We start from the raw sequence: 14,073 nt of genomic DNA on the forward strand, positions 1-14,073 counted from the left end.
TGATAAGAGGGAGATAAGCTTGGCCCAAACACTATTTATAGCCAAAGAATCAGATTCGACTGAAAGTCGCGTAGCTGCTTCAGCAGAGACGGTGAAAAAATTCGCCGCTCTCGGATTTGATATTATCGTCGAGAAGGGAGCGGGTGAAAAATCCCGCATTACAGATAAAGAATATGAAGGCGCGGGTGCACGTATCGTTTCCGCAGCTGACGCGGCAAAAGCAGATGTTATTTTAAAACTGCGCCGTCCTTCTGCGAGCGAGCTGAAAACCTATAAACGCGGTGCAGCACTGTTTGCCATGCTTGACCCGTATGGGGCAGAGGCAGAAGTAGCAGCACTGGCGCAGGCCGGTATCTCTGCTTTCACGATGGAATTTATGCCGCGCATAACGCGCGCGCAGGTGATGGACGTTTTGTCCTCACAGGCAAACCTTGCCGGTTATCAGGCAGTGATTGATGCCGCGGCTGAATATGATCGTGCGCTGCCGATGATGATGACAGCTGCCGGTACTGTGCCAGCCGCACGCGTCTTTGTTATGGGTGCCGGCGTTGCCGGTTTGCAGGCTATTGCGACTGCGCGTCGGTTGGGTGCGGTTGTAACCGCAACTGATGTGCGCCCTGCGGCCAAAGAGCAGGTGGCATCTCTGGGTGCCAAGTTTATTGCTGTTGAAGACGAAGAATTTAAAGCAGCTGAAACTGCTGGCGGCTATGCCAAAGAAATGTCGAAAGACTATCAGGCCAAACAGGCCGCTCTGGTGGCAGATCACATTGCCAAGCAGGACATCGTGATCACCACCGCGCTTATTCCGGGTCGTCCGGCACCAAAGCTGGTTTCGGCACAGATGGTTGCCAGCATGCGTCCGGGTTCTGTGCTGGTGGATCTGGCAGTTGAGCGCGGTGGCAATGTTGAAGGTGCCAAGGCTGGCGAAGTTGTGGAAGCAAACGGTGTAAAAATCGTTGGTCACCATAATGTAGCAGGCCGTATTGCGGCAACGGCTTCGCAGCTTTATGCACGCAACCTTTATGCCTTCCTTGAAACATTGGTGAACAAAGACAGCAAAGCTTTTGCGATTGATCCGGCAGATGAGCTGGTCAAGGCAACATTGCTGACCCATGAAGGCAAGATTGTTCATCCGGCCTTTGAAAATGTTCCGGTTCAGGCGGCTGCGAAGGTTGAAAAGCCTGTAGCTGCAAAAGCAGCGGTGAAAGCACCAGCAGCTAAAGAAACTGCGGCTAAGCCAAAGGCTGCTGCCAAAGCTCCGGCAAAAGCCAAAGCTGCAAGTGCTAAAAAAGCTGAGCTTACGGAAAAGCCAGCAAGCCCGAAGCGTAAAACTGCGCCTAAAACCACAAAAGGCGGAGGAGAAGCATAATGGAAAATTCTGCACTTGAAAAAGCTCTGAATGGCTTGAGCGATGCTATGGAAGCGGTGCGTCAGGCCGCAGAAGGTACGACCGGTCTGGGCGATGCAGCGGCTGCGGTTGTGCATCAGGCTTCAGGCGGCGTGGTTGATCCGTTCGTCTTCCGCTTAGCGATTTTTGTTCTGTCGATCTTCGTTGGTTATTATGTGGTCTGGTCGGTAACACCGGCACTTCACACGCCTTTGATGGCGGTTACCAACGCGATTTCTTCCGTTATCGTTGTCGGCGCTTTGCTGGCTGTAGGCTTGTCATTGAGCGGTTGGGCAACCGGATTTGGCTTTGTTGCCCTTATTCTTGCCAGTGTAAATATTTTTGGCGGCTTTCTGGTCACCCAGCGCATGCTCGCCATGTATAAGAAAAAAGATAAGTGAGAGGCTGAACAATGAGTGTTAATTTAGCGGCCTTTCTATATCTGGTTTCCGGCGTGCTGTTTATTATGGCATTGCGCGGCCTGTCGCATCCGACCACCAGCCGTCAGGGCAATATGTATGGTATGATCGGTATGGCGATTTCCATTCTGACCACTCTGGCGCTGGCACGTCCAAGCGCTAATGGTTTGATGCTGATTGTTGCCGGTATTGCCATCGGTGGCGGTATTGGTGCGGTCATTGCACGTCGTATCGCCATGACGGCGATGCCACAGCTCGTTGCAGCTTTCCACTCGCTGATCGGTATGGCAGCGGTGCTGGTGGCAGCGGCAGCGGTTTATTCACCGCATTCCTTTGGTATCGGTGAGCTGGGTTCTATCCACGGTCAGGCATTAGTGGAAATTTCCATCGGTGTTGCCATTGGTGCGATTACCTTCACCGGTTCGGTTATTGCGTTTTTGAAGCTTGACGGACGTATGTCCGGCCAGCCGATCACGCTGCCGGGTCGTCATTTCATCAATGCAGCATTAGCGATTGCCATTGTTGTGCTGGTGGTGATGCTGGTGATGACCGAAAGCCACACTGTGTTCTGGATGATTGTTGCGCTTTCACTGCTGTTCGGTGTGCTGATCATTATCCCGATCGGTGGCGCGGATATGCCGGTGGTTGTGTCGATGCTCAACTCCTATTCAGGCTGGGCTGCGGCTGGTATCGGTTTCACGCTTGGCAATCTGGCACTGATTATTACCGGTGCTTTGGTGGGTTCCTCCGGTGCGATCCTCAGTTACATCATGTGTAAGGGTATGAACCGTTCGTTCATTTCCGTGATCCTTGGCGGCTTTGGTGCTGATACATCAGCTGCTGTCGGTGGTGTTGTTGAACAGCGTCCGGTCAAGCAGGGCTCGGCAGATGATGCGGCTTTCATCATGAAAAATGCAGCCAAAGTTATCATCGTACCGGGTTATGGTATGGCGGTTGCACAGGCACAGCATGCGCTGCGTGAAATGGCAGATAAGCTCAAGGCTGAAGGCGTTGAGGTTAAATATGCCATTCATCCGGTTGCGGGTCGTATGCCTGGCCATATGAACGTGCTTCTGGCGGAAGCCAATGTGCCTTATGATGAAGTGTTTGAGCTGGAAGATATCAATTCCGAGTTCGCTACTGCTGATGTTGCCTTCGTGATTGGTGCGAATGACGTGACCAACCCTTCAGCGAAAACAGATCCTAAATCTCCGATCTTCGGCATGCCTATTCTGGATGTTGATAAGGCTGGTACGGTTCTGTTCATCAAACGCGGCATGGGTTCCGGTTATGCCGGCGTGGAAAACGAATTGTTCTTCCGCGACAACACCATGATGCTTTTTGCTGATGCGAAGAAGATGGTTGAAAATATCGTCAAAGCGCTTGATCACTAAGGCTATGCTAAAATAAACTTTGTTTATTGTAAAAAAGGGCGGTTTTCGAAAGAAGCCGCCCTTTTTTTATTATATCGAGTTTTTATTTAATGAGTTTTGGGGTGCGAATGTTTTTTAAAAAAGCACTGTTTGTGTCAGTCATGATTTTCACGCTGACAGATCACGTTTACGCGGAAACCACTTTTGAAATGCCGGAAAAAACAGCATCGTCAGGTGTGGAGGGTAAGAAACCGGTCATTGGCAATCTTGAGGGGAAAGACGCTAATATTTATTTTTATGGCGAGGTGAGTGATAGTAAAGTTGTCGAGCTTCAACATGCGCTAGACAAGATTAATATTAAATATCCCAAAGCCCGGGCCATTAATCTCTACCTGAACAGTGGTGGTGGCGATGTGGATGCCGGATGGACTGCTTATTGGGCTATTAAAAGCTCTGTTATTCCTGTGAATACAATTGGTGCTGGTTTTGTTGCTTCTATGGCATCCATTATGTATTGCGCGGGCACGCAGCGGAGTGCAATGCAACAAAATGAATTTTATTTGCACGCGCCGGCGAGTTATGGGATCCGTGGAGGCGGTAAGCCGGATGTTCTTAAGCGGATGGAAAAACGTTTAAGTAAAGTAAGCGAAAAGATGTCAGAGATTTATGCCGCTTGTACATCGTTATCGCAACAACAAATCATTGATATTACCAAGAGCGAATTTTTTGCGAAATTTATTGATAGCAATGAAGCGGTGAAGATTGGACTTTCTCAACAAATAGCAGAGAAAATTTTACCCGCTGCGGCAACAATTTACATTTTCGATAAACCTAACTCAGCTTTAGCGAACTTGATTTAGGTATCAAGTCTACGCCCGATATTATTTAATCGGGCGTAGATTTCGGCTTAGCCGTAAATCATCTTGTCCTGACGCGCGCGCAATTCTGCCAGTTTAGAGCCAACCGGAATTTCCACATTGTCATAGGTGATCAGTTCACCTTTTTTAATCGGTTTGATCACCTTGGCGCCGGTCAGCATGCCGCAAGGGACAGCTTTCACACTGCGTGCTTCTTGCGCCGTCATAATCCATGAACGGTAGCAATATTCGCCGATTGCATCGAGTTTCTCGCCAGTCTGCATATCCTTTTTAGCCAAAGCGCAAACCTCTGCGATCGGCTTGGAAAGTGGCACCATATCTGCTTTGCCATAAAGTGCGACACGAGCGCAGGTAAGCGGCACTTCCAGCGAAGTGAGGTGGTAAGGGCGATGGAAAGTAAAGTAAGGGCCTTTGCCAAGCTTCAGGTCTTCCATACGTTCAATGATACGCGGATGAGACATCTCGGCGACAACGAATACACCCGGTGCCACGCCTTTGCCGATGCTAAAATCCACCACGCCTTTGCGTGAAAGAACGCCGCCGTCTTTTTCAGGAATCAAAACGCTTGCCAGCTCGTCAACTGATGCGGCAGGGCCGTGCATACCGGCTTTATCCGGCACAAGGCCGGTGGCATTGGCAATCGCTGCCATTTCCACCATGGTTTTGGAGCCGTCAACAAATTCCACCAGCAAGCGCACATTCATATTACGGCGCTTGGCTTCTTCCATATAGTCATCAGGAATGGCATCAATATTGAGCGGATTGTTTTTGCCTTTACCGGCTGAAACAATCGGATAGCCCATCGCGGATACAAACTCGATCAGCTCCATGCAGGAGGATGGTTCGTCGCCTGCGCCAAGCGAATAAGTCACTCCGAGGCGCTGGGCTTCAGTTTTCAGATAAGCGCCGATGGTAACATCTGCTTCGACATTCATCATTACCAGATGCTTGCCGTGTTCCATCGCACGAAGGCCGATTTCCGCACCCACTGCCGGAATACCGGTTGCATCAACGATCACATCAATCAGACCGCTATTGAGGATGTGATCTACATTGCCGGTCACAGCAATTTTACCTGCTTCCATGGTGGCATTGAGATCGTCAAGCGTCGATACTTCACGCGCATGACCCAGTTCCTGATAGGCAATATCAACAGCACGCAGCGCATTGGAGAGCGTCAGAGTGGAGATTGCACCGACTTTTAAACCGGGCATACGGGCAACGGCAGTGACAATGTCGGTGCCCATTTCGCCGCAGCCGATCAAGCCGATACGAACAGGTCTACCGGTGTCGGCGCGTGCCTGCATATCGCGTGCAAGGCCGATCAGTTCCACATTGGTTGCCATTTATATCCTCCACATGGATTGATTGTGGTTGTCTCTCTGACTAAAGAGTTTTGTTTTCATTCCTGTACAGGATATGGATTCCTGTTAAGTCTAGTGTTCAATAATCGGCAAATGGTTAAAAGTCGATTCATCATCAGTTAAGTTGGATAGATAGTTCTATGAAAGACGCAATTACGCTGGATCAGGTACGTGAGGCCATCGGTACTGAAATTGGTTGTTCTGAATGGCGCGTGGTCACACAAGAAATGATCAACCAGTTTGCGGATGCAACGGATGATCATCAATTTATCCATGTGGATCCGGTTAAGGCCGCAGAAACTCCGTTTGGCAGTACAATTGCGCACGGTTTCCTGACACTGTCGCTGCTTTCAACCCTTGCTTATGAAGCATTGCCGATGATTGAAGGCGCCACTATGGGTATCAATTACGGCTTTGATAAAGTGCGCTTCATGACACCGGTTAAATCCGGTGCCCGTGTGCGTGCGCGCTTCAAACTGGCCGATGCTGATATTCGCCCGTCCGGTCGCGTGGTTAATCACTATGAAGTGACTTTGGAAGTGGAAGGTTCAATCAAGCCGGCACTTACCGCCACATGGCTGACCATTGCGGTTGTCACGCCTCCGGAAGATTAATCCTCATTTGCTGTAATCAGTTCAATGGGGGCTGGCTGCCCCCAATGTTCGGTCGCTAGATATTGCAATGAGAACGGCCCGTGCAGCATCATGCCCGGATCATAGAAGTTTTTGATCTGCGCGCCTTTTAAATAGAGCAGGTGCATACGAAAGAAATTGCCCTTCGCACGCTGATAGCGTTTTTCGCTATGCATATGTTTAAACCGCATCTTGTGAATGAGCGGTTGTTGGCGCGGATTAATTTTAAGTGCTTTCGCCGGATTTGATCCGTAAAAATGAATAATATCGGTCAATACCTGAATTTCAGTCCATAAAACCGGACTTTCTTCCATGATGAGGCGCACATCTTCACGCAATTTCTTTGCACGAGGATGAAGAGCGATCATTAACAGGCAGGAGCCGGTTATCAGCAGCGATACGGGTGTTTTGCGTAATAAGTCAGGGTGCGCACGCCAAACGTCTGCCAGCGCCTCTATGGCCTGCACAGAGCCAAGGCTGTGTGCAAAGACAATCACTTCCTGCGCATCTGTTGTTTGCAGTTTCTTGGTCAGGCTGTCGGCAAAATCACTGCGTTGCTTTTCTAAAAGTGTGCTTTTGGCTTTGATACGGTCATAGGCCGCAGACCAGTCATCCAACAAATAAGAAAAGAAAACCTTTTCTCCCGGATGGCGGATGAGAATACTCGCAATTATCAGGCTCAGTGGCACTGACCATAAAAGATGAAGGTTTGAAAATCCGGCAATCCATGGTGCAGCGGAAATCAGGCCGGTGATGGTAATGAGAGCGGCAGAAAGTAAAAACGGCCAGAGAAAGAACAGGACGAAGCGCCAGCTATTGCGCGCATAGCGATAGAGTGTGCCGGTCAGCACAATATTGGCAAAAGCACGAAAGCCGGTGGCAATACGGGTAAGTGTATTGCGTGCTGCATAATGATCGTAAATTTCGGCTGAACTAAACTGGCAAAACTCGGTTTCCGTCTGCCAGTTTTCTGCCTTGCTTGTCACCTGCATTGTCGAGGTGAAGTCGCTTGTTTGCACCATCGGACTAACAGTGGATTTCACATGCCACAATTTGTCAAAGTCATTCACCGCTTGAATATGACGTCCGCGAATGGCTTTTGCATGGAGGCCTTCATAGCCTGTGAATTGGACAACCAGACGTTTTTGAATGTGCATAGGGAGGTCAATTGCAATCGAGGGGCAAGGGAAAGGGCGGGGCAGGCAGTTGAACTAGTGCGGATAAAGAGTGATTGTGAAGAAACTGTGCCATCCCAATCACGATAGAGTGAGCGTTTTTTAAGAATCGAAGGCCTTTTCGAATGATTCTTGAAGCTGATATGACGGTTCCTTATGTTAGATTTCGGTGAATAATCCGCTAATGACAGGCTGAATCTCTTTGGTAAAAATGGGTTTAACCCATGATTTTTGAAGAAAATGCGCCCAAATACAGGAAATCTCCTGTGGGATGTGGACAGATGTTCGTCACTCTGTTATTAGCCAACACCAATTTGCAGCGGTAGACCGTTGCGAAGCTTGGGTGCCTTTGGGCGTTTTGATAATTTTCATTATCGTAAATGTTGAAAAGACCCCTGAGGCTCAGGCTATAACGAAATTCTAACCGAAACGGGATTACACGTGCAGGTACTCGTCCGCGATAACAATGTTGATCAGGCTCTCCGCGCTCTCAAGAAAAAGATGCAGCGCGAAGGTATTTTCCGCGAAATGAAAATGCGCGGTCATTATGAAAAACCTTCAGAAAAGCGTGCTCGCGAAAAGGCAGAAGCCGTTCGCCGCGCTCGTAAGCTGGCTCGTAAGCGCGCACAGCGTGAAGGTCTTGTAGGCGGCGGCCGCGTAGCTGCCCGCTAATTATCTTTAAAATACATAGGCTGTTACAGTCTATGTATTGGTAAGCTTATTCAAGTTTGCCGCTTTAAAGATAGTAACATGAACCGCTTTAATGATGGTTGATGTGAAAAGCTTTAAGACTTTGCAAAGGTGGAGTGATGTTAATCGCTGCCACCTTTTTGCATGTCTGAATGTTTTTCAAAGTTAGTTTGATAGTTGCATATAAGTCAGTTTGAAGGTGGTTTACTGCTTTCTTGTGCCTTCTGCATTGTCAGGGCTTTCAAGTTAAACTAACTTGGATCAATGAAATATGACGGGCAATAAAGTGCGGGATTGTTTCTGATCTTAAGCCAATATTGTTGCGAAATTTTAAATGATTGTATGAACACCGCTTGAGCCATAAGCCACAGCGCATCATGCTTTGAGTTGAAAGGACATGCCGAATGGGACTGCGATCTGAAGCACCTTATCAGGCGGGCTTGCGCCATGCTGGCCGCACACCTTCACTCAAAGGAATGATGGCACTCGGTCTCGTTTCTCTGCTGCTGGCAGGCTGCCAGGGGGCAGGAAACAGTGGTCTGACCTCTGTGGATCTGGCACAGGCTTCATCGCAGAATATCGGCTCGCTGACAGCTGTTATTCAGGCCAATCCGCGTGATCCGCAAGGTTATAATGTGCGTGGTTCTGCCTATGGTAAGGCAGGGCGCTACAAGGACGCTTTGAAGGATTTTGACACGGCTTTGCAGCTTAATCCGAATTTCTATCAGGCCTACTCCAACCGCGCGCTGATTTATCGCTATATGGGCGATAATGCCAAGGCGATTGCGGATTATAGCCGTGCTTTGCAGATTAATCCGCAATATGACGCAGCCTATATCGGGCGCGGTAATGTTTATCGCCTGGCAGGTCGTCTGGATCAGGCGATGGCGGATTTTAATCGTGCGATTGAACAAGACACCACCAATGGCCGTGCCTATCACAATCGTGGCCTGATTTATCAGGCGCGTGGCCAGCACAAGCAGGCGATTGAAGATTTTTCAACCGCTTTGTCGCTGCAATCAACAGCGCCTGAACCTTATAATGGCCGCGGCATTTCTTATATCGCACTTGGCGATTACGATAATGCGTTTGATGATTTCAACGCAGCCATCAATCTTGATAATCGTCTGGCGGAAAGCTGGGCTAATCAGGCGCTGGTCTATGAACAGCGTGGCGAGCGCGATAAGGCAGCAAAATCCTATGCCCGTGCTGTGCAGCTTGATCCGAATTATAAGCCAGCCAAAGACGGACTGGCCAGAACCCGCTAACGGGCGGGTCAAAATAAGTGAATATAAAAAAGCCGCGGAAATTATCTTCCGCGGCTTTTTTTATTGTCTCGCATGTTAAGCTAGTCAGGCTTTCAAATTGCGTTTATCAACGCGGGCGGTGATACGGTCACCGATCCATTGAATGCCGCAGACAAGCACGATGAGAATAGCCACAACGGCAATCATCACATTGTTTTCATAGCGCTGATAACCATAGCGAATGGCAAGATCGCCCAAGCCACCGGCACCAATTGCACCGGCCATCGCGGATGCGCCAATCAGCGTGATGATGGTAACCGTAAAGCCGGAGACAATGCTTGGCAAAGCTTCCGGCACCAGTACATCGCGGATAATCGTCCAGCGATTGGCACCCATCGAGCGGGCAGCTTCAATCAAGCCGTTATCCACCTCACGCAAAGACACTTCTGCAATACGTGCATAATAAGGAATGGCGGCAATAGAAAGCGGCACAATAGATGCCCATGTGCCGATAGCGGTGCCGACAATGAGGCGGGTGAGCGGAATGAGCGCTACCAGCAAAATGATGAAAGGCACGGAGCGGAAACCGTTGATGAAAGCACCAAGAATGGTGTTGATGGTACGGTTAGGTGCCAATCCACCACGCTCTGTCATCACCATGATGATGGCAAGCGGCAGGCCGATGACAAGCGATATCAGGCTCGACATGCCGGTCATCAGGATGGTTTCCCAGAAAGAGCGCCAGAGAAGATTAAGCATCGCCTGAGACATAACCAAGCACCTCCGTTGCGTCTGAATTTTGGGTCAGATAATCAATTGCAGCTTTCAGGCGGTTTTGGTCTTTGGCTGAAATTTGTAAGAATAATGTGCCGATTGGCTGGTTTTGGATCGTATCCATGCTGCCATGCAGCAAATGCGCGGTCACGCCGGTGGCATAGGTCAGATCATTGAAAAGCGGGCGCTTAGCAGCCTCACCGGAAATTTTTACCCGCACCACGGCATCATCTTGCACATGGGAGGACAGGCGGTTGGCGATTGCTTCCGGCAATTGTGGTGTCAGCACTTGCAATAGGCTTTGTGTGGTGGCAGCGGACGGATGGGCAAAAACCTGCCACACCGGCCCTTGCTCGGCGATTTCGCCTTTATCAAGCACAATAACGCGGTCGGCAATGCGGCGGATGACATCCATCTCGTGGGTAATCAGCAAAATGGTGAGGCCAAGCTGCTTGTTGATATTTTTCAGCAATTCCAGAATGGACTGCGTGGTTTCCGGATCAAGCGCGGATGTGGCTTCATCGGAGAGAAGCAGTGCAGGTTCTGCGGCCAACGCGCGGGCAATGCCGATGCGCTGCTTTTGGCCGCCGGATAATTGCGAAGGATAATGTTTTGCTTTGTCAGCCAAATCGACAAGATCAAGCAATTCCGCCACGCGCTTTTTGCGCTGCTCCGGCTTTTGACCGGCAATTTTGAGCGGTAAGGCAATATTGTCTTCAATGGTTTTGGCTGAAAGCAGATTGAAATGCTGAAATACCATGCCGACACGGCGGCGCACCGGCTGCAGCTGGCTTTCGGTTAAATGGGAAATCTCGCGTCCTTCAATGCGGATGGAGCCGCTATTGGGCTTTTCCAAGCCGTTGATGCAGCGGATAAGCGTTGATTTACCGGCGCCGCTGCGGCCGATAATGCCTAAAATTTCACCCCGCTTAACATTTAACGATATGCCGTTAATCGCAGGTGTCGTGCCAAAAAACCGTGATACGTTTTCTAATTCGACAATATTAGCAGCGTCTGGCTCAGTGGGCACGGTCTGATGTCTCTCTTAATAATGCATCTTTAGCAGATGTTTGGGCGGTATCAGATGGTTTGCAATCTTTTCTGATTATAGAAATATGCTCAAAAAGCAACCGCGCCAAAAGGTTGGCGCGGTCTGTTTACGGCTTTAAAAGGCTTATTCCCAAGCAGGAATACCGGTGCCTTTATAGGCGCGGTCAAGCTCGGCCTTAACAGCATCGTTCTGGAATGAGCTGACGAGTGTCTTCACCCAATCTTTTTCCAGATCATCGGTGCGCACAGCAATGAAGTTGTTATATGGGTTGTTTTCGCGGCTTTCCCAGCCAATCGCATCTTTTGGCTCAAGACCGGCTTTAGCGGCCCAGTCATTGTTGACGATGGCGATATCAAGATCATCAATCGCGCGGCCGACAACACCGGCATCAAGCTCTTTGATATCGACATTTTTAGGGTTTTCAATGATGTCGATCGGGGTGGCAAGCACGCCTGCATCCGGCTTCAGCTTGATGATGCCATGTGATTCCAGCACGCGCAGGGCACGGCCTTCATTGGACGGATCATTCGGTACGCCGATAACGGCGCCTTCTTTGACTTCATCAAGCGATTTCAGCTTGCGGGAATAAATGCCGATCGGCCAAACCGCTGTGTAACCGGCAACGCTGATTTTATAGCCGTGCTGCTGGATTTGTGCATCCAGAAACGGGGTGTGCTGGAAGGAGTTTGCGTCGATTTCTTTACGATCCAGCGCTTCGTTTGGCTGGTTGTAATCGTTGAAAATAACGGTCTCAACTGTGAGGCCTTTTTTCGCGGCTTCTTCGACAACAACTTTCCAGACGGATTCGTCTTCACCGCCCATGATGCCGACTTTAACGGCATCTTGTGCCTGCACTGCGAGGGGAGCAAGACCAATGCTGAATGCAGTGGCTGCAAACAAAATTGCTTTGAGGCTGTTTCTGCGCGAGATGTCTTGTGTCATTTTGTGCCCTTTGACGAGTATTAATTTCTAACGATCTCTGCAAAGGGTTTAAACTTCCCCTCACTTTGAATTATTTTTGATAATTCACTGTAATTTGCCGTTAAACAAGGAAAAATATTCTACTAAGACGAAGGGCGCAGTGATTGTTTCACCGGAAAATCGGGATTTCAGGATTAGTTTGTTATTTATTGCAAGCTGGTTGTTTTAGACGGTGAATCAGACAAAAAAGCCCTGATGATGATCAGGGCTTTGAGTGGTCATTTGTTGTTATTTTTGTTTGGCAAAACCCTGTTCTCTCATCTGGCTTAAGGTCATTTTAGGCGAGAGGGCTTCGGGATCAATACGGATTTCAATCAGTGATGGTTTGCCTGCTTTTTCGCAGCGCTCGAAAGCAGGTGCGAAATCTTCAGTGCGCTCAACCAGCTCTGCATGGCAGTGATAAGCACGGGCAAGAGCGGAAAAATCCGGATTTTGCAAGCCGGTGCCGGAAACGCGCGCCGGATAGGTGCGCTCCTGATGCATGCGGATGGTGCCATACATGCCATTATTGATGACGATGAAAATAACATTAGCACCATATTGCGCAGCCGTTGCCAGTTCTTGCCCATTCATCAGAAAACAGCCATCACCGGCAAAGCCTAAAACCATGCGCTGCGGATATTGTAATTTGGCGGCGATGGCTGCCGGAACGCCATAGCCCATTGAACCGTTGGTGGGGGCAAGCTGGGTGCGGAACTGGCTATATTGATAAAAACGGTGCACCCATGAGGAATAATTTCCCGCACCATTGGTGATGATCGTATCGGCTTTCACATGGGCTTTCAGCCAGTCCATAATCTCACCCATCTGCACGTCACCCGGAATGGCGGGTGTCTGGATGTGCTGGAGGAAATCCTGACGCAGTTTTTGTGTCCAGTCCTGCCATGCCGGATTGTGAACGGGGGCGAGCTTTGCTGCCTCCCGACAAAAGGCCGGCATGCTGGCATTGATGCCTAATGTCGGATAATAAACGCGGCCAAGCTCTTCGGCACCGGCATGGATATGGATCAGTTTTTGGTTTGGCACTGGTGCTTCCACCAAAGCATAGCCCTGTGTCGTCATTTCACCCAATCGCGCACCAACCACCAGTAGAAGATCAGCTTGCCGGATGCTTTCCGCCAGTTGGGGGCCGACAGCCGTGCCAAGATCACCGGCATAAAGCGGATGCAAATTATTGAACAAATCCTGACAGCGGAAGGAAGCCGCCACGGGAATATGCATATGTTCGGAAAATTGCTGTAAATGGGCGACAGCTTCTGCATTCCAGCCACCACCTCCGGCAATCAGTATTGGTCGCTTGGCTTGATTTAAATGGTCAAGCATTTCGTGCAATTGCGAGGGCGCAGCATGCATTTCCACTTGGCGAGCGGCAGGCACATCTTGAGCTACAGCAAGTGAGGTCAGCATATCTTCCGGCAATGCAACGACGACAGGGCCGGGGCGACCATTGAGAGCGCGATGAAAGGCTTGGCTGACAAGTTCAGGGATACGGGCTGCATCATCAATTTGCACCACCCATTTGGCCATTTGGCCGAACATGCGGCGATAATCAATTTCCTGAAAGGCTTCGCGCTCGACCTGATCACTGGCAACCTGCCCGATAAAGAGAATCATCGGGGTGGAATCTTGAAAAGCCGTATGCACGCCGATGGAAGCATTGGTGGCACCGGGGCCACGGGTGACAAAGCAGATGCCCGGTCTTCCGGTCATTTTGCCATAGGCTTCCGCCATATAGGCAGCGCCTCCTTCCTGACGGCAGACGATGAGGTCTATTTCGTCTTGTTTATCATGCAGCGCATCTAAAACAGCCAGATAACTTTCACCCGGAACGCAGAAAATGCGCTCCACACCCTGATGGGTGAGGGCGTCCACCAGCAATTGCCCGCCTGTGCGTTGATGCGCCTGATCTGTCATGATGTCTGTTCCCGTTTTTAACTCGTAACTGCTTTGGATTTAGGCTACCAAAGGTCTGATTTGATTATCATGATTTCAGCACAGCCGAGCGCCGCCGCATAGCTTGAAATTTATGACCAAGTGTCATGATGCTATGCGTAAGCATTATTAGCGGTTGTTATGAAATTATGCCGATGTCTGACGAACCA

12 protein-coding genes and 1 pseudogene are annotated in these 14,073 nt (G+C 49.7%); 7 read left to right on the plus strand and 6 right to left on the minus strand.

Features of this window, described 5'->3' with window-relative positions:
* Nucleotides 1-19 precede the first annotated feature (19 nt).
* The 4 genes from ABDZ76_RS06600 to ABDZ76_RS06615 all read left to right on the plus strand — a co-directional run bounded on the left by ABDZ76_RS06600 (nucleotide 20) and on the right by ABDZ76_RS06615 (nucleotide 4,039).
* Entirely contained in the window at nucleotides 20-1,369 is a 1,350-nt protein-coding gene (locus tag ABDZ76_RS06600; protein WP_343803363.1) for a Re/Si-specific NAD(P)(+) transhydrogenase subunit alpha, read from the plus strand.
* Nucleotides 1,369-1,788: an NAD(P) transhydrogenase subunit alpha part 2 gene (locus ABDZ76_RS06605; RefSeq protein ID WP_184219429.1), complete on the plus strand. Its 420-nt coding sequence runs from the start codon at nucleotides 1,369-1,371 to the stop codon at nucleotides 1,786-1,788. The genes ABDZ76_RS06600 and ABDZ76_RS06605 overlap by 1 nt, the downstream gene beginning before the upstream one ends.
* A gap of 11 nt (nucleotides 1,789-1,799) precedes the next feature.
* Nucleotides 1,800-3,200 (plus strand): NAD(P)(+) transhydrogenase (Re/Si-specific) subunit beta, encoded by a 1,401-nt coding sequence (locus ABDZ76_RS06610; RefSeq protein WP_343803367.1) that lies wholly within the window; start codon nucleotides 1,800-1,802, stop codon nucleotides 3,198-3,200.
* A gap of 107 nt (nucleotides 3,201-3,307) precedes the next feature.
* Nucleotides 3,308-4,039 carry an ATP-dependent Clp protease proteolytic subunit gene (locus ABDZ76_RS06615; RefSeq protein ID WP_343803370.1) on the plus strand — a complete coding sequence of 244 codons (732 nt, stop codon included), beginning with the start codon at nucleotides 3,308-3,310 and terminating at the stop codon, nucleotides 4,037-4,039.
* Nucleotides 4,040-4,086: 47 nt separating this feature from the next.
* Here ABDZ76_RS06615 and ABDZ76_RS06620 read toward each other — a convergent pair whose 3' ends face one another.
* Nucleotides 4,087-5,403, minus strand: coding sequence for an NAD(P)H-dependent oxidoreductase (locus tag ABDZ76_RS06620; RefSeq protein ID WP_343803373.1), 1,317 nt, complete (start codon nucleotides 5,401-5,403; stop codon nucleotides 4,087-4,089).
* A 158-nt stretch (nucleotides 5,404-5,561) separates the two neighbouring features.
* Between ABDZ76_RS06620 and ABDZ76_RS06625 the strand changes: the two genes are divergently transcribed.
* Entirely contained in the window at nucleotides 5,562-6,035 is a 474-nt protein-coding gene (locus ABDZ76_RS06625; protein WP_343803376.1) for a MaoC family dehydratase, read from the plus strand.
* Here the strand turns inward: ABDZ76_RS06625 and ABDZ76_RS06630 are convergent.
* Nucleotides 6,032-7,210 carry an alpha/beta hydrolase gene (locus tag ABDZ76_RS06630; protein ID WP_343803378.1) on the minus strand — a complete coding sequence of 393 codons (1,179 nt, stop codon included), beginning with the start codon at nucleotides 7,208-7,210 and terminating at the stop codon, nucleotides 6,032-6,034. The genes ABDZ76_RS06625 and ABDZ76_RS06630 overlap by 4 nt on opposite strands.
* A 459-nt stretch (nucleotides 7,211-7,669) precedes the next feature.
* Here ABDZ76_RS06630 and rpsU point away from each other — a divergent pair, with 459 nt between their 5' ends.
* Both rpsU and ABDZ76_RS06640 read left to right on the plus strand, forming a co-directional pair.
* A complete protein-coding gene (rpsU, locus tag ABDZ76_RS06635) occupies nucleotides 7,670-7,900 on the plus strand; it encodes a 30S ribosomal protein S21 (RefSeq protein ID WP_022712514.1) in 231 nt (76 codons plus the stop codon).
* 518 nt (nucleotides 7,901-8,418) lie between these two features.
* Nucleotides 8,419-9,186 (plus strand): annotated as a pseudogene (locus ABDZ76_RS06640) (tetratricopeptide repeat protein); the annotation flags it as partial.
* An 84-nt stretch (nucleotides 9,187-9,270) separates the two neighbouring features.
* Here ABDZ76_RS06640 and ABDZ76_RS06645 read toward each other — a convergent pair.
* From ABDZ76_RS06645 to ABDZ76_RS06660, 4 genes are all read right to left on the minus strand, one after another.
* Nucleotides 9,271-9,936, minus strand: a complete 666-nt coding sequence (locus ABDZ76_RS06645) for a methionine ABC transporter permease (RefSeq protein ID WP_343803385.1) — start codon at nucleotides 9,934-9,936, stop codon at nucleotides 9,271-9,273.
* Nucleotides 9,917-10,969, minus strand: a complete 1,053-nt coding sequence (locus ABDZ76_RS06650; protein ID WP_343803388.1) for a methionine ABC transporter ATP-binding protein — start codon at nucleotides 10,967-10,969, stop codon at nucleotides 9,917-9,919. The genes ABDZ76_RS06645 and ABDZ76_RS06650 overlap by 20 nt, the downstream gene beginning before the upstream one ends.
* 144 nt (nucleotides 10,970-11,113) lie before the next feature.
* Nucleotides 11,114-11,932 carry a MetQ/NlpA family ABC transporter substrate-binding protein gene (locus ABDZ76_RS06655; RefSeq protein ID WP_343803391.1) on the minus strand — a complete coding sequence of 273 codons (819 nt, stop codon included), beginning with the start codon at nucleotides 11,930-11,932 and terminating at the stop codon, nucleotides 11,114-11,116.
* 267 nt (nucleotides 11,933-12,199) lie between these two features.
* Nucleotides 12,200-13,885, minus strand: coding sequence for a thiamine pyrophosphate-binding protein (locus ABDZ76_RS06660; RefSeq protein ID WP_343803394.1), 1,686 nt, complete (start codon nucleotides 13,883-13,885; stop codon nucleotides 12,200-12,202).
* Between the last annotated feature and the right edge of the window lie 188 nt (nucleotides 13,886-14,073).

This window comes from Paenochrobactrum glaciei, assembly GCF_039522165.1.
Classification (GTDB): domain Bacteria; phylum Pseudomonadota; class Alphaproteobacteria; order Rhizobiales; family Rhizobiaceae; genus Paenochrobactrum; species Paenochrobactrum glaciei.